Origin of the sequence: Mesosutterella faecium, assembly GCF_022809315.2 — a bacterium.
Lineage (GTDB): Bacteria > Pseudomonadota > Gammaproteobacteria > Burkholderiales > Burkholderiaceae_F > Mesosutterella > Mesosutterella faecium.
This window is the reverse complement of the sequence record NZ_JAKZJU020000001.1, coordinates 1-17,325: the sequence shown is the minus strand read 5'-3', so window position 1 is coordinate 17,325 and position 17,325 is coordinate 1. Positions and strand designations below refer to the sequence as shown.

Genomic DNA, 17,325 nt, shown 5'->3' with positions numbered 1-17,325 from the left:
CGTCTCAGAACTGACCACTGGCTCTCTGATATAGAACCGTCGTGCCAACTCACCGTTGTCAGCCACCCTGGGGTGCTGTTGGCGAACTGCACATAATCTTCGTTTATAAGATCCCCGTTTGTAGCAACACGGTAAATGGATTCTGGATAAACGCCGTCGTCACACAGAACCTGGTAGAGCGCCTTAACAACGCCCCAATAAAGCATGGGTTCTCCACCCCAGAAACTGATGCGCTCAAGCTTTCTGAAGGCGCCACGCTCGTTATAAAAGCGAAGCTTTTCTCTGAGATCCGACCAGTCTGTTTTGCCGCACGACAACCTGTCTGCGGGAGCCGCCTGGCAACAGTAGGAGCAATGCCTATTGCATGCCGCACCCAGTACGATATTCAGGCGCCGGATCATACAACGAGCACCGTCTTTTCAGCCGCACCAGTGAAATACCGCCATCCCACCTTCACCTTGAACGACTCGCCTGCCTTGAGACCCAGAGCCCGGATGCGGAATTTACCCACTCCATTGCTCAGTTCAAGCCTGCGCAGAGGAACGTATCCACCGGTGGAATCAATATAAATTTCAGAATCGTGTTCAATTGCTGTTCCGTCTTCCCATGACATGGAGACAGAGAATTCCGCATCTTTGTCTTCCTCGGTCGATTCAGGACCAGAAAGAGCCAAAACCGGGTTCGGAGACCATCCGTTCCCGTGATTCTGGAGCTGTTCAAGCGTGAATTCTTCAACAGGAAGGTTGCAACGATACCCGTATGTGGGAGAGTAGTTGAACTGAATGCTGTTGTAGTCGCTCGTCACCGACTCAGAGGCAAACGGCATAATGAGCTGTACCGCAAGCTGCATGCGTTCAAGCTGCAAAGTGCGCATCGTCCCTGCTTTCGTGAAGTAGCTCATCGGGTTACGAGTGGTCGGGGCAGAAAGCCATCCATTTTTTACAAACCACGCCATGGAGCGACGATCCGTGATTTCCCCGCTCCCATAACACTCTACAGAAGCATTTTTTGCGGCAACAGGGCTGGAAAAATACGTAGTTTTTCCAATGCAGATGAATTTACCTGCCAGACCTTCCTTGAGGTCTGCTCCCGCCACAACGATTCCGTTATTGAGCATGAAGGGGGATGTGTTGTGCTGATTCAAAAAGGTTCCGCACTGGTCAGAAGAGATCGCGTCCTGGTCCCCGCTATACGGCGAAAATAGCGCAACACTCATGGCCTCGTCAGTAACGAAAATATTGACAAAATGATTGTGGTCTTCAAGGGCGCACGCTGCTATTTTTTTCATAAATCCCCCCTAGTTGTCGCAGCAGTCACTGCTGCCACTACAATTGCTACAGTTTGTGCATTGCCCTGAACATTGCGAACACTGCACCTGATTGCATTGAACCTGACCGCATTGAACCTGGCTGCAGTGAACGTTGTTGCAGCGCCCGCAGTTAGAGCAGTACGTGCAATGGCTGCAATAGGAGCAGTGCGCGGTCTTGTATTTGTTGTCGTTAGTGAGCTGTGAGACTTTTGTTAGATCAGACTTTTTCCAGTACCCAACATCGTCTGTAAGGCTCGCAAGAGTAAGAGCATTTTTTGTCCAGATTCCGCTGTCCTCTGTCAGCTGAGATAGTTTTGTAGGCAACTCTGAAAGCCTGGCAAGACTTGTTCCGCCCGCCGTTACTCCGTCATGCACAACAAGGATTTTTTTGTCTGTGTCGACGGTGACTTCGCGGGATTTGCCCGTGTAGACGGATGTGGCTGTGATCGTTCCTCTCTTTAAAAGAATTTTCTTAACCATAACAGCCCCTTATGCGTCACAACAATTGCAGTTGCAATCACAGTTGCAATCACAGTTGCTGCAGTAACTGCAGTCTGTATAAACAGAACACTTAACGGTTGTGCAATTTACGGTTGTGCAGTTCACGGTCGTACATTGAACCGTGTTGCAATTGAGGCAGTTATTGCACTGTGAACAGTACGAGCAGTAAGAGCAATACGAACAGTGCCCGGTTTGAAAGCCGCTGTCGTTCGTGAGCTGAGAGATTTTCGTCAGACCTGACTTTTTCCAATAGCCAACGTCATCGGTCAGCTGAGACAGGGCTGTCAGGGCGCCCTTTGCCCACATTCCAACATCGTCAGTCAGCTGGGACAGCTTTGTCGGCAGGTCGGACTTGAGGGCCAGAGCCGTTCCTCCGGCGGTCGCTCCGTCATGCACCCTGATGCGGTGATTGTCCGTATCGATGGTGATTTCACCAGGCTCTCCGGTGTAGGCATCATTCTTGGCCGCAGTTCCGCCCTTCCACAAGATTTCCTTTAAAGACATCTAAAACCTCATGTGCAGTTTGTGCAGTACGAACAGTAGGTGCAGTAGGTGCAGTGACCGGCAACGAACCCCGTGTCATTCTCCAATTGAGAGAGCTTCGTGAGCTTCGCCTTCTTCCAGTACCCCACGTCATCCGTCAGTTGTGATAGCTTGCTGAGAATGGCCTTTGTCTCGAAGGCATCGTTCTCAAGCTCGCTTGTCTTTGTTGGAATCTCGGACGCTTTCGCTACGGGATGGCCGCCGGCCGTTGTGCCGTCATGAACCCGAAGGCGCTTCTCGTCCGTGTCGACCGTAAGCTCCCGATTTTTTCCTGTGAAAGCGTCATTCTGATCCGTCGTCCCTCCGCGAAGCTGCAGATACTTGGATTTCATGACAGCCCTCCAAGATCAATTGTTTCCATTTCTGTTTCAATCGTATGGAGGCTGGCCGTTTCCTGAGCTTTGACAGCAGAAACAGCTGCGGACTGAGCGGATGCAACAGCGGTTTGCGCGGTGCTCTGAGCATCGCTCACAGCTTTAACAGAAGTGGTCTGCTGCGCCTGTACTGCCGCTGTTGCAGCCGCTTGAAGATCTGTTATCGCCTGTTTTCCATCCGAAACCGTGGTTGCAGCAGAGGACGCGCTGGCCGCAGCATTCTCAGCGTATGTTTTGGCATTAGATTCAGAGGTTGTGATCTGATCGAGGATGTCCTGCGCCTGCTGCTTCACGTAAGCGGCCTCGGTTCCTCCCTCTGTATCCAGCTTTGCAATCAGCTCTGTGAGCTTGGTCTGCAGGGCGGTTTTACCTGCCTCGATATCCGAAGAAACGGTTGATCCTGCGTCCTGAACAGCCTTAACCTGCTTGTCGCCCTCGGCGTCAATTTCCTTAATCTTTGAAGCAGTTTCGGTGACAACGCCGTTAGCGGCCGTTTCAGCCCGGGTCGCGGCCGCTTCAGCCGCTGTTTTGTAAGCCTCGGCCCCTGCGGCCCGCGTCTTGAAGTCAGCAAAGACATCCGCCAGCTGATGCAGGTTTGTAAGCGACGGCTCCAGCCCGGCCTGCTCGATCACCGCCATGAATTCCTCGGTGATCATGTGATACCAGTAGGCCCCGATCACTGTCGGCATTTGCTTTTTCGCTCTGTTTCCATCCTGCGGATATTGAGTTGTGATCGGATTCTTGGGCGGAGAAGGCGGCGTGTCAGACGCGTCTGAGTAATAAAGTCTCTTCATCTTTACCTCTAAAAGAAAATGCTTTTCATCTTCTCGGCAATAAGCAGGATCCCGTAAGCGAGAACAAAGATCGTCACTCCCCAACGCAACACTCGCAGATAAGCAGGAAGTTCCTTGTCTGGCTTCATCATGGCCTCTCTCAGCGGCAGAAGTGCCGCCAGCACGGGTATAATTTCATTCATCGGGAACCGTTTCTTCTCGATAACAAAAACCCCGCTCAGATGGCCGTCTGGGCGGGGCTTGTCTTTCTACTAAAAGCTTAAATATGAATGCACGGGAGCAAAACAAGAGCCGGAGGCTGCACTGTGCCTGACCGTCCATAAATCCCGTTGGAGCGAGAGGCGTCGAAGTGATACCGCCCCTCATCACCGCCGGATCCGCCCTTCAGACCACGGCTTGTGACATCTGACGCGTAGAAAGAACCGTCTGCCGAGGCGTTCCCACGAGTCCAGTTCAGGAAGGTGCCGGTAATGTTCGGAAGGCCGGCGCTTCTCTGCTCGCCAACGTTGCTCTGCCCGCCCCACACCGTCTTGTCGATCAGATACGGCAAATTGAATGTCGTGCTCCCGTTGCCCGAGCCATATTTGGTCCCAATCGCGGAGAACAGGCCCGCATAGGCCGAGCGGCTCACCGCCTGGCCGTTGCAAATCAGCCAGTTCGCGTTCGGAGAAGAAGAAGTCGGAAAGAACATAATGGCTCCTGCCGGTACGATTTCCACCTGAGCCACCTTGGCCTGAATCTGGGCCACTGCGTCTGACAGAGCCTGATTCACGGTCTTGATCTGGGCCTTGATGGCCGCGTCGAGCTGGGCATTGTCATGCCTGTCGGGGGTAACGCCACCGCCTTTGATCGCGTTGATCAGCTCCATCATGACCGCGTTGTACCAGATGGCCCCGGGAACGGTTGACGCTATGCCGCCGCCGGACGAACCGTCTGTCGGATACCCTGGGTCGACGTCATCGGGAATGTTGGGCTCGTTCTGCACGGCGCCGGAAAGAAAGATCCTGTCCATTACGCGTTGTCTCCTTCAAAGCTGTAGTAGCCGAAATACAAGTCGGTATGAGCTGGCTTGTACCGCTTGATCAGGCACTCAATAAGTCGGTCGCCCCACCAGGCGAGCGCCTCGTTCACCGGCCCCAGCATGTTGTGGTACCCCATAACCGACCCGGCCCCTGTCATTACGTCGACCCGCCAGATGTGCCGCCAGTTCTCCCCGCAGACAGCGTCCATTGAGGTTGACTGCACGGAGTGCTGGCGGAACTCATCGATGACGATTCGGTATCCGAACATCTCTGCAAGCTCGACAAAGTAGGACCGATCCTGCCTGCCGATGTTCTTGATCTTGTACATGAGCAGTGTGCGCAGCGTCGTCTGATTGGCACTGGACCAGGCTCGAATGCAGTCGTCAGGCAATCCCCAGTCGTCCAGCCAGTTCTCAAACGTCTCCACCGCGAAGCGAGGGTCGGCTTCTCGCATCAGCGTCCGCACTCGGGAATCAACGCGGCTGAACTCCTCGGCCCAAACCTCGATCATCATGCCCATGAGGGATGTGGCGTCGCCCCTCGGCCAGGCTGGACCAGGAGGAAGCAACTGCTTCAGCATCCGGGAGTACTCTTCCTGCGTCGTCAGTTCCATGTGATCGTCCCCAGGGTGAGCAGCTCATTAGTCCCCGCCGTCGGATTGGAAGTCGGGGAAACAAGAGTGTGGTCGACTTCGCCCGCGGCTGCGGAGATGGCCGCTCTTATGTGCGACAGATAAATGCTTCTCGAGGGCTCGCTTTCCTTCATGAAGAGGTCCTTAAGCTCGGCCTCGACCGCCGCCCTGACGTCAGACGTGTCCGGCGTGAGCGTGCTGATTTCGATGTCGACCGCCTTAAGCGTCGGGCCCATGACTGTCACATCGGCGGTCACCGGGCGCTTCTCGTCGATGTAGGCCTGGACCTGCTTCACCATTTCGGTGGTCGGTGAAATGTCAGCCAGATCGTCGCAGACAAACCTCACGACAACGGTCCCGTCCCCGTTTTCAAGCGGATAGCACCAGGCTCGAGTCACCCCCGGGACGGCCAGCGCCCACTGGACATAGTCGGATGAGGTTCCGCCGTGCGGCGTTTCTCTCTGCCTTGCGAGCACGCGGGCCCGCAGGCTTTCGTCGTCCTCTGCATCAGCTCCGCCCGCTATTCCCTGAGACTCAGCCTCGGACATCACGCCTTCGATCGGAGAGATCAGCGTGAGAGTGTCGCCCGATTCGATGTTCCCCGCCTCGCCGGCCACCAGAGCTTCAACAGACGCAACGCCGCTCGAATCCGGAGCGACAGTCACCTGGAACTGCTGCTCGTCTCCGCCCTGCAGAATGGTCCCTACAGGCACGTTCACAACGCCGTCCTGAAAGCTGAATTTCACTGTTCCAGAGGCTTTCGAAGCGGCCTTCCTTGTGATCCCGAAGATTGAAGCATGGCGGTCGAGATGCTCGGAGTCTGCCGTGTCGACGAAAATCTGCTTGGAGACGTACTCAATGAAGCCGTGCAGCTCATGGCTCGCCCCTGCCAGCACCCGGCTGTAAACAGTCGCATTGCTTCTGCGCACCTGCGGAACGCTCAGGCGCGACTGGATTCCCGAGCTGATGCGGGAAATCAGCTCCCGCAGTGTTGGTCTAACAAATGCCATCATTCGCTCCAAATGTCTTGAAACCTCATGCCGATAAGGTCTGCATCGCTCGGCCTCTGAATCGTGACCGTGAGATTCAGCTGGTCGGCACCTCCCCGTTCTGCGGAAACGTCTACGCTTTTGGCAATGCCGTCATCGATCATCCACTGCAGCGCCGCCGCGGCGTATTCCTGCGCTTTAAGCAGCGTCTCCTGAGTCACCTTCGAGCGGGCCAGCAGCCAAAGCTTCGACCCGAACTGATCGCCGGTGTCATCCGCGTAGGTATCACCCCACCAGCCCTGCTTCGAGTCCCCAGGGAGCTCGTCTGAATCCGAAGCCCGCGCCCATGAAAAAAGGCTGTTGTACACAGCCCGTCTTAACTCATCGTCACAAAAATCGGACAAAGTCGACTCAACGCCGTTGAGCATCAGAATCATTTGATCAAGCTCCACGAAAAAGCCCAGCCAGATGCCCGTCTGACTGGGTTTTACTTTTCCTCGGCGGTAAAGAGCGCAGATTTACCGCATGAAATAAGAAACGCAAAAAATCACGCCTACAAGCAGAACAACAAAGATGAATACCGTCACGCCACCAGCCACAAAGCCTTTGGCAAAAATCTTCATAAAAAGTCTTTGCGCTTCATCTTCTGCCAGTTTGTCGTAATCAATCATCTTCACCTCACATCTTTTGATCCGGGCTAACGCCGCCGTTATGCGTATGTCCGTTGTAGGTGTCCCTGATACTCTGCATCCGGCCCTTCGAGTCGTAAATCTGGGCCTTGCCCTGAATGTCCCCATTCACGATCAGCTTTCCCGTGATGGTGGTCTCGGGCGCGTCAATCGTCACAGATCCAGAGCTCTTTACTGTCACTGGCGAATCCTTGCCTTCGACCACGATCCCGGATCGAGAGAAGTAGACCTTTCGCCCCAGATCGTCAAAAACGCAGACCTCGCCATCCTTGAGTCCCGTTGGGCGGTAGCGCCGGTCGGTGATGCAGAAAGCGATCGTGTGCTCTCTGTCGCCTGCCAGGGAGGCCGCAAGCACTTCAGCCCCCGTTTTAGCCTCGGATGTGAAGCCGTACGGTTCGAAATGCTCGACATCGTCCCGCAGGTCATCGGCAAAGAGCTGCACCTGCACCGTCCGCATCTTCCGGGCGGCGTTCTTGGCCAGCAGCACTCCTCTCGTGACCAGATCAATCAGACCGTTGCTCATAGTTTGCCGGACCCCGCTTTGGCAAGGAATGTCGTTCCTTTCTTGGCCTGCTTCGTTTTAGTTTTTTTGGTCGTTTTGCCTTTTTCGGCATCTGGTAGATCCGTCACCGCAAACGCCCAATGGGATTTCAGCACCATCGTTGTCGTAGATCCGTCTTGATCAAGCTTATAGCTAATTTTTGAAACAAAGAGCGTTTGGCTAATGTCAAGCATTGGGTCTTTTACTACGACATTCATGTTTTGTTTCCACAAATCCCCGTTGCTTTGCCGCCAACCCTGCACTTGATAGGTTAAAACATCCGCATTTCCTACAGAATTGAACTTTAAATTATCTGCTCTAGTTTTAAGCTCTTTTCTTGTTCTATTTCCTGATTGTTCAGTAACCAAGACCCTATTTCTAGGAAACTCTGCATTTTCCGAAGGCTCAGACAAAGAATTTGCCGGATTTTTGCTTTTACTTTCCGGATCTGTGCCTTGCCCAATAACAACATATGTTTTGAAAACCTTTGATATATCGTGGTCCCTTGACCCACTCAAAATATTTTTACCATATATAAGTTGGTCATGAGCGTCACCATTTTGACCAATATCGCATATAACTAAATCACCAAATTCATCATCATTTATAAGAAGGCTGTCAGCTTTAAGCAGGTTTACGATCCCCTTGCCTATAGTTTCGTGGGTAGAAAAATCAATATTCCGAGCGTTTTTAGCTAAGCCATTATCAATTGTTTCTATTCCGTAATACCCAGCCACCGTTTTTATTACTGAAGAAATCCGCGCATTTTTCCATTGATTTGGTTTTTTTGGCGGAATCATGCATTCTTCCAAATCAACGGTTTTACTTTTAATCGTTATTTGGATCTGTGTGCTGTTTTCAGAATAGCTAACTTTTTTGCTAACGACATATCCTGTCAAAACAGTATCAGAACCTATTTTAACAACAGCATCAGCGCCTTCTTCTATGCCATCGCAAAGACTCGTTCTATTGGAAGTTCGTGCCGCACCAAGTTCGCATACGCGAACTAAAGAATTCACACTGACATCAATTTGAACAGACCGCCAGCCAATATATTTACGACCGTTTATATATAGTGTGACTTCGTTTTCTGGTGCCATAAAAAAAAAAGCACCCCAATTTCTTGAGGTGCTCCTATTTAAACCAATCCCATTAAGGCTTATCTATTTTGATAGTACCGGTTTTGGGATCTACCAAAATACTCTGCTTCGTTACAGGGTTATAGTAATTGGTGTATTTTCCTATTGTTCCGTTTTCTACGAACTTATTGTGTTCATCGCGCCAGCGTTGCTCTTCCTGTATTTCTTTTAATTTCCGCTCATAATCCGCTTTAAGCTCCTGCTCGCGCGTCAATTTATAAGGGGCATACTTTGTTCCTGGAGGATCTGGAACCAAGATAAGTTCCTGATGCTTTACTCCTTCTGCATCAACCCATTCTTTTGCAACACGATGATACGCAAATGCGTTGACGCTTAAGCAAACACCAAGCACAGCAGCAACAACAGCAAGGATCTTTTTCATGGCGGTCACCGGCTCAGAAGCTTCAACTCCCTGGCGGGGACGAACCCGCCGTGCCGAATGCCGTTGCGGTCGATGATCTCTTTCTCCCGATCGGCATCCTCATAAAAATTATAGGCAACCACCAGGGCCGGCTGTACGTCCGGAGGTGTAACAGATATTAAACGAGCCGAGTCCTGAGCCCGAGTCGTCATGTCATCAGACACCGCCGATCGGGCGTCTTCCAGCGCCAGATAAACATCGTCGCTCTCGGTCTCCAGCATCTCAGCGTCGAGCGCCGCAAGAACCTGGTCGCGCACCGCGATCATGTCCTCGTAGGCTATGCCGCCTTCTGCCGTATCTTCATCACCGCCAACCTTAGCCGACGCCGAAACGGCCTCAGCAAGCAGCGTCTGACGAGCAAGAGACTGGAGGGTTGAAGACTGAGCCGTCGTTCTCGCTTCTTCATCGGAAACCTGCCCCGTCTGGTAATCGTTGTTCATGCCGTCCGATCTCACCAGGCGGCTCAAAAGCCTCGTCACACGCCTCCAGTTGTTGACGCTGTAAGCCAGCCTCGAATACCCGAAGGAGTCGACGACGGTCTTCGCAAACACCTCGACATCGCTGCTCACAAGGGAAATTGCCTTGGCCGACAGCTCAGACATCTCGTCGGACACGGAAAACAGCCGGCAGAGCTCCTTGTAGTCGCTGAGCTCGAAGAACTTCGAAAGATTTCCCGTAACCGCCGCCTTCACGAAGTCCTGGGCGCCGGAAAGATCAAACTTGTCGAGAAATGCGTCCAGTGCGCTCTGCTTCAGGGTTTCTGAGGCCGAGGCGCTTACCGCCGCCGTATCATTCGAGGAAGTCGGGAAAACATAGTCCCCGGATTCGACGAAAACGAGATCGGCGGACGAAAACCCGAGCTTGGTCGTCGAATAAGTGACCTTGGTCGTTGCTTTGGGCGTCACCGTCATGCTGCCAAGCATTGGGTGGACGAGGACGCCGGAGCCCTCCTGCTCCATCGCCTCAAGCAGGCGGTTCATGCCAGTGATGTACTCGGGGCCCGCGAAAACCGCTGTCAGAGTGATTTCGCGAGCGCTTTTGCCCAAGTCTTCGACAAAGGGCTTGTCGCGCTGCGGGTATTCAAACACATGCGTCCGGCGGCCAATCGTGAGCGTGCTCGCCGTTGCGTTGAACGGCACGCCCCGGAAAGACGCCGGCCACAGCTTTTCTTCAAAAGTAGCCATCAATCAGTCCCCGGAATCGCGTCATAGCTGTAATCGGTCGTAAGCGACATCGGACCGCGCGACGCAACGCCCTCTGTCCTAACCGTTGTTCCCTTATCCGTCTGGATGCGAAGGCGCACTTCACTTTGGGCGGTCACTCTGCCGTTGCCTGCCACCACGCCTTCGTCCACGCCCCTGAAACCCGCAGGAAGCCTGCCGTAGCTGTCGGAGAGCCTGTTCCCACGGCTCGACAACTCTTCAGTTTCACCAAAAAGCTTCTTCAGGAAACCGCCGACAGCGGACAGTTTGTCGAGGAAGCTGTCCAGCACCGGCATCCAGGTGTCTTTGAACTTGATGGCCAGCGCAATGCCGGCGGCCAGCGCCGTAAGGACAAGTCCCACAGGATTCGTCATGGCCGCGACTCCAAGGAGCCTCAGCGCACCGATCACTGTGGCGATCGATTTCACAAACGCCCCGACCTTGATCACAAGGTCCATGCCGATCAGCACGCCAAAAGCCTTCAGAATCGTCGATACGCCGCCAACGGATCGAATGAAGTCCGTGAAAGCACGGATCGAATCAAACGCGCCCTGGATCATTGACTGCCAGTTGACGTCTTTCAGCTCTTTTGTCAGCTCTTCCACAAAATACTGGACATTGGTCGCAATCAGGTCCCGGCACTTGACGATCGTCTGCTCCATAGGCTCGATCAGGCCCTGAAGAACCGGCTGGAGCCTGGATCCGATCGCGGTAGAGAGCGTTTTTGTGACCGACTGGAGCTCGGAGAGCTGATCGCCGAACTCGTTGGCCGCCTTGACGTCCGCGGCCGACATGACAAGGCCCAGCTCTTCGGCTCGCTTTCCGAAAGCCTGGAGCCCCTCGGCCCCATCCTTGAGAAGCGGGATCAGCCTCGCTGCCACCTTGTCGCCAAAGGCCGCTGTCAGAATCTGCATCCGCGCCGCAGTCGATTCGTTGTTCTTCACCGCCTGGGCGAGGTTATTCATCACATCGGCCGCGCTGCGGATATGCCCGTTGCTGTCCTTAAGCGCAATGCCAAGGTGCTTAAACATGGCCACAAGGTCGGCGTTCTGACCCGCGGCCGCCTTGCTCATGTTGGACGTGAGCTTGGTGAGCGCTCCGTCGAGCTCATCGGCTGTCATGCCAGAGAGCTGAGCCCCGTAGCGAAGCTTCTGCAGAGCCTCAACCGATACTCCAGCCCGGATCGAAGCCTTGTCAATCGCATCGGCCAGCTCGAGGTACGAAGAAACCGCGCCTTTAATGGAAAAACCGCCGGCGCCGGCAAGGATGGCGAAGGGCTTGGCGATCACCCCGGCCAGATCCATCGAAGCCTGATTGAGCTCGCGAATCGACCTTCCAAACGCGTTCATGCGTCTGCGGACATCCTTCAGCGGAGCTGACAAATTGTCCCTCAGCTGAAGAACGGTCTGCAGTAAATATTCCTGCCCTGCCATCACTCACACTCCTCGGCATGAACCTTATTCGTCATTTCCGCGTACTGGCAGATGCGCTCAAGAGTCATGCCGCCGAATTCCTCCGGCGACATGCTCCAGAACCTCGCCATTCGAAAGATCGATTCCTCGACGCCGTCAATCGCTTTCAGCCACCGGCGGCACTCCAAAAAGAGGAGCTATCGCCTTCGCGATGGCCATGCTGTCTTCAACCGTCACCTGCCCGAAAGCCTTCGAATCTATGGTTGTGCAAAGACGCTGCGCGTATTGCATGACATGATCAAAGGCCTCAGCGTTGGTCTTCTCATCGCCCATCATCTTGAGCGCCCGGACGTCCGCAAGGATCGGCACGCGAAAAGAGAGCTTTTCGTATGTCGTGCCCTGGTAGTTAACCGGTGTCTTCAGACTTACCTCAACCGGACTCATGACCAGTCACCTCTTACGCCGTTGAAAACAAGCTGAACCGTTCCGTCCTCCGGGGCGAAATTCGCATTGTCGCCCGCGAGGAAAGCGTCAGAGAGCGTGTAGCGCATGCCGTTCGCAAGCTCCGCCACGATCGTCATGTCAGTCGCGGTTCTCAGCTTCTCAAGCGGGAAATCCGAATCAACGTAGAAGTTGCCTGAAATGGACGGCACGACCGGCGTTTCGGAATATCCGATCACCCGGCCCGAGGCCGTCACGGCCTGACGCGTGTACTTGTTGACCGGGATCTGGAGGGATCCGCTCAGGTTGAGCTCCTCGCCGTCCACCGTGATATAGCAGGTTCCTGAAATTCTCTGGTTTGCCATTTAACACTCCTTAATTCAGACGGAACTGGGCGAGAACCGCGAAGATCCTCAGCTGGTTCACAAGGTCAGGCGGCAGAAGCACATCGACCCGGTTCGGATCATCCGCGTTCCTCTCCACGATGAGGTTCTCCTTGAAGGCGTCCAGGTTCTCGACAAGAGCCTTCTCCTCGAGCTTCTGATACTCGGCGATGAGCTCGGCGCGGATGATCGAGGGCGTAACGACAGCCTGTCCGGAGCCAAAGTGCGTGCCATCGGAGGCAAGCTTGTGCCTCGGGTATTTGCTCGTGATGACGGTCTTCAGATCCCTCAGAATGTACGCGAGGGTAAAGAGCGTGCAGTCATCCAGGTACGAGTTGTCGGCCGACCCGAAGGCGTTCGTCTGATAGGTCGTGATCGCCCTCTCAATCCTCATGTAGCCGCCCTGGGTGTACTCGGTCGCAATGCCCGAGGTGAGGAGGCTCTGGCGCTCCGAGAGGTTGAACCTCGAGCCGGCCTGCGCCGCCGCCACGCCAATCAGCTCCAGAGTCTGAAGCGGACGGGCGGGATCGTTGTTGAGAGCGCTCGCGGCCCGGGCGGCATATGCGCCGAGGACTTCAGAGCAGGAGGAGGCCACCGCGGACTCGATGCCAAGGACGGTTTCGTGCTGGTTGTTGCGGCTCTTTCCAAAGGAAACAAGATCAGAAACAGAGCCGCGCTTGACCGTGAAAACGTGCCCGTAAAGCTGGCGCATCGGAGACCATCTGCCGGATTTGTCGTTCAGCTCTTCCGCCAATGTGGTCAGGCTCGCCGCATCCGCAAACGGGCAGGCAATCACGTCATACTGCTCTTCGCCCATCGCAGCTACCACTCCGGCCAGATCAGGCGTTCCAGTCCCGCCCGAGAACGCAGTCAGCACAACATTCACGCCCTCGGGAAGCTCCTCGCCGGCAGAATAGCCCTGCAGGTTCACGCCAAGCTGGATGTCGTTTCCGACAAGGCCCGCGTTCTTCGCGTTGAAGGTCACCACCCCGGCGGCCGCGGCGGCTGTAACCGGAAGGTCGACATTGGCGGTCACAGCAGAAGCGATGGCCGAAGCAATGGCGGTCGCCGTATCATCAGTCGCAACAGCGACAGCTACCCGCACCGACCCAATGTAAAGATTGATCGTGCCCGCCTCAGCCGGAGTACCGGAAATGGTTGCCGTAGCGGAAGCCTTGGTCCCGGTCGGATCAGCAACAGGAATGCACCAGACCTCGCCGAAAGTATCATTCTTGCGATACATCGTGTTCATCAGCGCGAGCTGGGAGCCGTGGCCGAACAGTTCTTCGCCCTGGGCGGAGGAAGAAACAAGCTGCGGCTTAAGGGCCGTGGCCTTGCCCTTTGTCATCTGGCCGATCAGCAGCGTTTTCAGAACGCTCGTCGCCGTATTAGCCTGAGAGTTGTCGAGCTCCGCATAAAAAAGCGGAACGCGAATCCCGGACGGGATGTTGGAGAAGGAAACTGCCATAGTTGCCTCTTATTTAGTTAAAAGTTCAGCGGTGACGAGTTTGTCATCCTCGTCCGTAGTGGAAAAATCTTTAGCTTTGAGCCTTACAGACTGCAGAACCGGCAGGGCGTCAATGATTCGCTGCTGCGCCGTAATACTTCCCATCAAAAGCTCGCCGTAGGCAAAGTCGAGCGTCTCGACGAGCCTCGCGCGGTTGCAAGCCGACGTATTTACGCTCTGGCTCTCGAAATAAATGATCCGGTTTGTCTGCTCCGGATAGCCAAGCGGAAGCCCCAGCACGGCCTTGAAAACCTCTTCCTTCAGATCTTCGAGGTAGTCGTGCCCGGTTTTCCCCAGGGCGTCGTCGCTCGTGAGCGAAACGCATATGTTGATCGAAAAGTGGTTTTCAATCGGCTGACGGTACTTGGTCGATGTGGTCGCCGTTTCCGCGGTCACGCCGGACGGGAGAACGAACGCACAGGGCATCGCCGGACTCACGCTGTCGTCGATGTTGAACCACGCGTAGGCCCCGAAAACCCGGCGTTCAAAGGACGGGCAGTTCTCGCGAAGGCATTCGATAATCGGTGCAAGCTTCATTTAAATGTGATCTCCTTCGCGGCCAGCGCCTTGTCCATCAGGTGCGCGAGATTCGATTCGATGCGGTCTTCGCCCACCATCTTTGTCGCGTCCACCATGAAGTTCTTGCGGGGCTGGGCCACCTTCTTCCCGGCAGTCTTCTTCCTTCTCCGGTTGTCAGCCGCGGTCCGCGTTCTGGGACCCCTGTGGCCGTAATAGACATATGCCGGGTAGAAATCCTTCCCCATCTGGTCCGTCTTCCAGGGCTTGATCACCACCGAAAAACCGGACCTCGAGGGCTTGGGCTTGATGGACTTCTGCAGCACGCCGGTGTCCCGTCCCGGGTATTCGTCCGGCTTTGAAACGCCCTTTTGGCGAACAAGGTTCTTTGCGACTCGCGCGATCTCGCGTCCCTCTTTCCGAAGTCCGCTTTTTAGTGTCTTCACATCGAAGTCGGCGTACTTAAAGCACTTCGGGAAGCGAACCTCGACATCAAGAAGCGCCATACTGGGCCTCGCATTCCAAAGCCGTGAAGCGGTGGGCATCGTTCATGTCCGTCAGGCGCTTCACGAGATACCAGACGCCCTCGTAGAGGACCTTTGTCGCATGAGTCAGGTCCTGAGGCCGCGTTCCATCCATGTAGCGGACGATGAAGCGGTGAGTCACGTCATATCCCGCCTGCACCGATCCCCAGTAGTTCACCCCGCCGATCACCTCCACCTTCGCCCAGGCGTGCAGCTTCAGCGTCAGGTTATTCGTACTGTCGGAGGCATCCTTCGGGCTCGTGTCCAGGCTGTAAATGTCGATGGGACGCTTCAATTCGCCTACTTTTGGAAGCTGCATACGGCCTCCTAAAAGATCCGATAGCCGTCGAGCAGGTGGTCATAGAACCGCCTGCCAGTCGCAATAGGGCTCTCTGATGCCCCGCGGTGCTCGTAAAGATCTGTCACAGTTAGAAGCACCCATGTCCTGACAGCCTCCGGAACATCGTCAACAGAGTCACAAAGCGCGTTCTCATCTGATCGCTTCACAATTTCACGACCGCAGATCTGCTCACACTGAGCGGTCGCTGCCATGATGTAGGTGACTATGAGCTCATCCTCATCGGCGTAATCAACGCGAAGCTGCTTCTTTGCGGCATCAAGCGTCACGGCGCCGAAATAGTCACTCATTTTTTTCTTCCTTAGCCCTGCGGGACCGAACGGGCTTCACAGCGACAGGCTTTGCGGCCTGGGCAAGCCCAGACTCAATCAGCACAAGGGCGTACGGGTCGTAAACCTCTTCGACATCGCCCGCTTTCCGGCGGCCGATCATCGAAAGGCAGTCCTTGAGAAATTCAATGCGCATATAAGAAAAGCGGGAGAGTTTCCCCTCCCGCCTCTGTCAAGCGTTTACGGACTTATCAGGCCGTGGGAACGCTGAGCGCGCCGCCGATAACGGCAGTGGAGTGCTCAACCGCCAGCGCAAGACGACGCTCCGCACGGATCGTGTAGAGGTTCTTGATGAAGTCGTCTTCGTTCTGCGCGGCAATATCAACCACGGTCTGCATGCGGTCGTACACCGTAGCGGCGCGGGCGAAATCGCCGGCGAGGAACTTACCCTGAGCCATCGCGGCGGACTCTACAACGCGCACGCCCCAGATCGTGGAGGCGGAGAAGCTGTTGGCCGGAGATCCGAGCAGATAAGAACCGTCAGAGGCCTTGAGGCCCTGCAGCACAGCCCAGTCCATCGGGTTCAGCACAACGGCGCTGGTGCGGTAACCCGCGGCGTTGACGGTCGCGAAGGATATGCGCAGCAGATCAAGCATCGTCGCTCCGGATCCTCCCAGCTGAGCGAGTTTGAACGCCTGGGCGGTGTAGTTTCCTGTCGCCATAATGCCGGACAGATTGGGAGAAGTTCCATTGCCTGAAAGCAGCTGATCCTCGGCCGCGAGATTCACGCCGTAGATCATGCGGGCGTTAATGAAAGCCTGAAGAGCCGGGGCGTCGTCAGCGAGCTGGCGGGTGATCTTCGTCCAGTGGGCGATCACCTGCACCGGAGTCTGCATGAGTTCGAACTCGAACGCGGACGAGGGCTTCTTTGCGGCTTCAGCAACGGTCGCGGCGCCGTTCGTGAAGGTCTTTTCACGGAGGTACTCGATCGACTGAGCAGAGGTCGGAAGCTTCGGGAAGAGGGCTTCAATCGAAAGCTCGCGGGTTTCGAGCGGAACGATGCCCGGGACGCGGTACGGCGTCAGGTGAGCCTGCGCGGACGTGACGGGGTTTTCTGCCGCCTTGTTCGCGACAACAGCGGACGCAGAGCGAACGCCGGTCACGCCCTTGAAGCGCTTGTAGGACTCGGAGTTCACAAACTGCGCACCGATAGACTTGTCGGCGACTTCAGAGCCATCGGCCTTCTGAGCCTTCTGCTGAATGTCGAGCAGCTGGCGGGAAAAGAGCACCTGCTTTTCACCCAGTTCGTCAATTTTCTTCTGAACGTCCGCTTGGGCGGCTTCGCCCTTCTTGACGGATTCCTGCATGGTCGCGATGGAGGCGTCAATCTTGTTCAGAGCCTCGAGAGCGATTTTGATATCTTCTGCCATTTGTATTTCCTTTAGTGGTTAAAACCTTTCGGCGATGGCCTTAATTCTTGCCAACACCTGTTTTTCAGCCTCAGACTCAGAATCCCTCTGAACCTTTTCGCTGATGATCAGCTCCTTGGCCTTAGCAATAAAGGCCTGAGCCTGAGCTTTCGACAGGCCGGCATCCCGCAGGCTCTCTTCCAGCTCTCGAATTGAAACTGCTTTCTGAATGTCTTCAGACTTCACGAGACCGATCCTCGCCCGGTCGTCTGCCGGGAAAGTGCAGACCGAGATTTCGCGGAGACCGGAAACCGATTTGATGTTCCTGCCGCCCGCCTCGTTCCACTCGTA

26 protein-coding genes are annotated in these 17,325 nt (G+C 55.1%); all 26 read right to left on the bottom strand.

Features of this window, described 5'->3' with window-relative positions; all coding sequences use genetic code 11:
- Positions 1-397: 397 nt before the first annotated feature.
- Complete coding sequence (locus MUN46_RS00120) at positions 398-1,288, bottom strand: hypothetical protein (protein WP_243377345.1); 891 nt, start codon at positions 1,286-1,288, stop codon at positions 398-400.
- 9 nt (positions 1,289-1,297) lie between these two features.
- Positions 1,298-1,789 carry a hyaluronate lyase N-terminal domain-containing protein gene (locus MUN46_RS11760; protein ID WP_422732578.1) on the bottom strand — a complete coding sequence of 164 codons (492 nt, stop codon included), beginning with the start codon at positions 1,787-1,789 and terminating at the stop codon, positions 1,298-1,300.
- Positions 1,790-1,798: 9 nt separating this feature from the next.
- Entirely contained in the window at positions 1,799-2,314 is a 516-nt protein-coding gene (locus MUN46_RS11755; RefSeq protein ID WP_422732577.1) for a hyaluronate lyase N-terminal domain-containing protein, read from the bottom strand.
- Between the two features lie 8 nt (positions 2,315-2,322).
- A complete protein-coding gene (locus MUN46_RS00115) occupies positions 2,323-2,685 on the bottom strand; it encodes a hyaluronate lyase N-terminal domain-containing protein (RefSeq protein WP_243377346.1) in 363 nt (120 codons plus the stop codon).
- Positions 2,682-3,521: a hypothetical protein gene (locus MUN46_RS00110; protein WP_243377347.1), complete on the bottom strand. Its 840-nt coding sequence runs from the start codon at positions 3,519-3,521 to the stop codon at positions 2,682-2,684. Before MUN46_RS00110 ends, MUN46_RS00115 begins: the two co-directional genes overlap by 4 nt.
- An 8-nt stretch (positions 3,522-3,529) precedes the next feature.
- Positions 3,530-3,703, bottom strand: a complete 174-nt coding sequence (locus MUN46_RS00105) for a hypothetical protein (protein ID WP_022443423.1) — start codon at positions 3,701-3,703, stop codon at positions 3,530-3,532.
- Positions 3,704-3,780: 77 nt separating this feature from the next.
- Positions 3,781-4,533, bottom strand: a complete 753-nt coding sequence (locus tag MUN46_RS00100; protein WP_243377348.1) for a phage tail protein — start codon at positions 4,531-4,533, stop codon at positions 3,781-3,783.
- Positions 4,533-5,156, bottom strand: coding sequence for a YmfQ family protein (locus MUN46_RS00095; protein ID WP_285230512.1), 624 nt, complete (start codon positions 5,154-5,156; stop codon positions 4,533-4,535). Before MUN46_RS00095 ends, MUN46_RS00100 begins: the two co-directional genes overlap by 1 nt.
- Positions 5,147-6,187 (bottom strand): baseplate J/gp47 family protein, encoded by a 1,041-nt coding sequence (locus MUN46_RS00090; RefSeq protein ID WP_243377349.1) that lies wholly within the window; start codon positions 6,185-6,187, stop codon positions 5,147-5,149. The genes MUN46_RS00095 and MUN46_RS00090 overlap by 10 nt, the downstream gene beginning before the upstream one ends.
- Positions 6,184-6,600, bottom strand: coding sequence for a phage GP46 family protein (locus tag MUN46_RS00085; RefSeq protein ID WP_285230511.1), 417 nt, complete (start codon positions 6,598-6,600; stop codon positions 6,184-6,186). The genes MUN46_RS00090 and MUN46_RS00085 overlap by 4 nt, the downstream gene beginning before the upstream one ends.
- 81 nt (positions 6,601-6,681) lie before the next feature.
- A complete protein-coding gene (locus MUN46_RS00080; protein WP_022443418.1) occupies positions 6,682-6,834 on the bottom strand; it encodes a hypothetical protein in 153 nt (50 codons plus the stop codon).
- Positions 6,835-6,841: 7 nt separating this feature from the next.
- On the bottom strand, positions 6,842-7,375 hold the full coding sequence (locus MUN46_RS00075) for a phage baseplate assembly protein V (RefSeq protein WP_243377351.1): 534 nt from the start codon (positions 7,373-7,375) through the stop codon (positions 6,842-6,844).
- The gene (locus MUN46_RS00070) at positions 7,372-8,493 is read right to left on the bottom strand and encodes a phage baseplate assembly protein (RefSeq protein WP_243377352.1); all 1,122 of its coding nucleotides are present in this window, start codon (positions 8,491-8,493) and stop codon (positions 7,372-7,374) included. The genes MUN46_RS00075 and MUN46_RS00070 overlap by 4 nt, the downstream gene beginning before the upstream one ends.
- 52 nt (positions 8,494-8,545) lie before the next feature.
- Entirely contained in the window at positions 8,546-8,914 is a 369-nt protein-coding gene (locus MUN46_RS00065; RefSeq protein WP_243377353.1) for an SANT/Myb-like DNA-binding domain-containing protein, read from the bottom strand.
- A 5-nt stretch (positions 8,915-8,919) separates the two neighbouring features.
- Positions 8,920-10,137 carry a DNA circularization protein gene (locus tag MUN46_RS00060; protein WP_243377354.1) on the bottom strand — a complete coding sequence of 406 codons (1,218 nt, stop codon included), beginning with the start codon at positions 10,135-10,137 and terminating at the stop codon, positions 8,920-8,922.
- Positions 10,137-11,588: a phage tail tape measure protein gene (locus tag MUN46_RS00055; RefSeq protein WP_243377355.1), complete on the bottom strand. Its 1,452-nt coding sequence runs from the start codon at positions 11,586-11,588 to the stop codon at positions 10,137-10,139. Before MUN46_RS00055 ends, MUN46_RS00060 begins: the two co-directional genes overlap by 1 nt.
- Before the next feature lie 135 nt (positions 11,589-11,723).
- The gene (locus MUN46_RS00050) at positions 11,724-12,011 is read right to left on the bottom strand and encodes a phage tail assembly protein (protein WP_243377356.1); all 288 of its coding nucleotides are present in this window, start codon (positions 12,009-12,011) and stop codon (positions 11,724-11,726) included.
- Positions 12,008-12,373 carry a phage tail tube protein gene (locus MUN46_RS00045; protein ID WP_243377357.1) on the bottom strand — a complete coding sequence of 122 codons (366 nt, stop codon included), beginning with the start codon at positions 12,371-12,373 and terminating at the stop codon, positions 12,008-12,010. Before MUN46_RS00045 ends, MUN46_RS00050 begins: the two co-directional genes overlap by 4 nt.
- A gap of 10 nt (positions 12,374-12,383) precedes the next feature.
- Positions 12,384-13,859, bottom strand: a complete 1,476-nt coding sequence (locus MUN46_RS00040; RefSeq protein ID WP_243377358.1) for a phage tail sheath subtilisin-like domain-containing protein — start codon at positions 13,857-13,859, stop codon at positions 12,384-12,386.
- 9 nt (positions 13,860-13,868) lie between these two features.
- A complete protein-coding gene (locus MUN46_RS00035; protein WP_243377359.1) occupies positions 13,869-14,435 on the bottom strand; it encodes a phage tail terminator protein in 567 nt (188 codons plus the stop codon).
- A complete protein-coding gene (locus MUN46_RS00030) occupies positions 14,432-14,920 on the bottom strand; it encodes a hypothetical protein (protein WP_243377360.1) in 489 nt (162 codons plus the stop codon). Before MUN46_RS00030 ends, MUN46_RS00035 begins: the two co-directional genes overlap by 4 nt.
- On the bottom strand, positions 14,907-15,257 hold the full coding sequence (locus MUN46_RS00025; RefSeq protein ID WP_243377361.1) for a phage head closure protein: 351 nt from the start codon (positions 15,255-15,257) through the stop codon (positions 14,907-14,909). The genes MUN46_RS00030 and MUN46_RS00025 overlap by 14 nt, the downstream gene beginning before the upstream one ends.
- An 8-nt stretch (positions 15,258-15,265) precedes the next feature.
- Entirely contained in the window at positions 15,266-15,586 is a 321-nt protein-coding gene (locus MUN46_RS00020; RefSeq protein WP_243377362.1) for a head-tail connector protein, read from the bottom strand.
- On the bottom strand, positions 15,579-15,761 hold the full coding sequence (locus MUN46_RS00015) for a hypothetical protein (protein WP_285230510.1): 183 nt from the start codon (positions 15,759-15,761) through the stop codon (positions 15,579-15,581). Before MUN46_RS00015 ends, MUN46_RS00020 begins: the two co-directional genes overlap by 8 nt.
- 55 nt (positions 15,762-15,816) lie before the next feature.
- The gene (locus MUN46_RS00010) at positions 15,817-16,995 is read right to left on the bottom strand and encodes a phage major capsid protein (RefSeq protein ID WP_243377363.1); all 1,179 of its coding nucleotides are present in this window, start codon (positions 16,993-16,995) and stop codon (positions 15,817-15,819) included.
- A gap of 18 nt (positions 16,996-17,013) precedes the next feature.
- Positions 17,014-17,325: HK97 family phage prohead protease (locus tag MUN46_RS00005; RefSeq protein ID WP_422732576.1), on the bottom strand; the 312-nt coding region annotated here is incomplete at its 5' end.

Bases quoted from the DNA above. Each gene is read 5' to 3' on its own strand.
- MUN46_RS00120 (WP_243377345.1), bottom strand. From the start codon at position 1,288: ATGAAAAAAATAGCAGCGTGCGCCCTTGAAGACCACAATCATTTTGTC.
- MUN46_RS11760 (WP_422732578.1), bottom strand. From the start codon at position 1,789: ATGGTTAAGAAAATTCTTTTAAAGAGAGGAACGATCACAGCCACATCC.
- MUN46_RS11755 (WP_422732577.1), bottom strand. From the start codon at position 2,314: ATGTCTTTAAAGGAAATCTTGTGGAAGGGCGGAACTGCGGCCAAGAAT.
- MUN46_RS00115 (WP_243377346.1), bottom strand. From the start codon at position 2,685: ATGAAATCCAAGTATCTGCAGCTTCGCGGAGGGACGACGGATCAGAAT.
- MUN46_RS00110 (WP_243377347.1), bottom strand. From the start codon at position 3,521: ATGAAGAGACTTTATTACTCAGACGCGTCTGACACGCCGCCTTCTCCG.
- MUN46_RS00105 (WP_022443423.1), bottom strand. From the start codon at position 3,703: ATGAATGAAATTATACCCGTGCTGGCGGCACTTCTGCCGCTGAGAGAG.
- MUN46_RS00100 (WP_243377348.1), bottom strand. From the start codon at position 4,533: ATGGACAGGATCTTTCTTTCCGGCGCCGTGCAGAACGAGCCCAACATT.
- MUN46_RS00095 (WP_285230512.1), bottom strand. From the start codon at position 5,156: ATGGAACTGACGACGCAGGAAGAGTACTCCCGGATGCTGAAGCAGTTG.
- MUN46_RS00090 (WP_243377349.1), bottom strand. From the start codon at position 6,187: ATGATGGCATTTGTTAGACCAACACTGCGGGAGCTGATTTCCCGCATC.
- MUN46_RS00085 (WP_285230511.1), bottom strand. From the start codon at position 6,600: ATGATTCTGATGCTCAACGGCGTTGAGTCGACTTTGTCCGATTTTTGT.
- MUN46_RS00080 (WP_022443418.1), bottom strand. From the start codon at position 6,834: ATGATTGATTACGACAAACTGGCAGAAGATGAAGCGCAAAGACTTTTT.
- MUN46_RS00075 (WP_243377351.1), bottom strand. From the start codon at position 7,375: ATGAGCAACGGTCTGATTGATCTGGTCACGAGAGGAGTGCTGCTGGCC.
- MUN46_RS00070 (WP_243377352.1), bottom strand. From the start codon at position 8,493: ATGGCACCAGAAAACGAAGTCACACTATATATAAACGGTCGTAAATAT.
- MUN46_RS00065 (WP_243377353.1), bottom strand. From the start codon at position 8,914: ATGAAAAAGATCCTTGCTGTTGTTGCTGCTGTGCTTGGTGTTTGCTTA.
- MUN46_RS00060 (WP_243377354.1), bottom strand. From the start codon at position 10,137: ATGGCTACTTTTGAAGAAAAGCTGTGGCCGGCGTCTTTCCGGGGCGTG.
- MUN46_RS00055 (WP_243377355.1), bottom strand. From the start codon at position 11,588: ATGGCAGGGCAGGAATATTTACTGCAGACCGTTCTTCAGCTGAGGGAC.
- MUN46_RS00050 (WP_243377356.1), bottom strand. From the start codon at position 12,011: ATGAGTCCGGTTGAGGTAAGTCTGAAGACACCGGTTAACTACCAGGGC.
- MUN46_RS00045 (WP_243377357.1), bottom strand. From the start codon at position 12,373: ATGGCAAACCAGAGAATTTCAGGAACCTGCTATATCACGGTGGACGGC.
- MUN46_RS00040 (WP_243377358.1), bottom strand. From the start codon at position 13,859: ATGGCAGTTTCCTTCTCCAACATCCCGTCCGGGATTCGCGTTCCGCTT.
- MUN46_RS00035 (WP_243377359.1), bottom strand. From the start codon at position 14,435: ATGAAGCTTGCACCGATTATCGAATGCCTTCGCGAGAACTGCCCGTCC.
- MUN46_RS00030 (WP_243377360.1), bottom strand. From the start codon at position 14,920: ATGGCGCTTCTTGATGTCGAGGTTCGCTTCCCGAAGTGCTTTAAGTAC.
- MUN46_RS00025 (WP_243377361.1), bottom strand. From the start codon at position 15,257: ATGCAGCTTCCAAAAGTAGGCGAATTGAAGCGTCCCATCGACATTTAC.
- MUN46_RS00020 (WP_243377362.1), bottom strand. From the start codon at position 15,586: ATGAGTGACTATTTCGGCGCCGTGACGCTTGATGCCGCAAAGAAGCAG.
- MUN46_RS00015 (WP_285230510.1), bottom strand. From the start codon at position 15,761: ATGCGCATTGAATTTCTCAAGGACTGCCTTTCGATGATCGGCCGCCGG.
- MUN46_RS00010 (WP_243377363.1), bottom strand. From the start codon at position 16,995: ATGGCAGAAGATATCAAAATCGCTCTCGAGGCTCTGAACAAGATTGAC.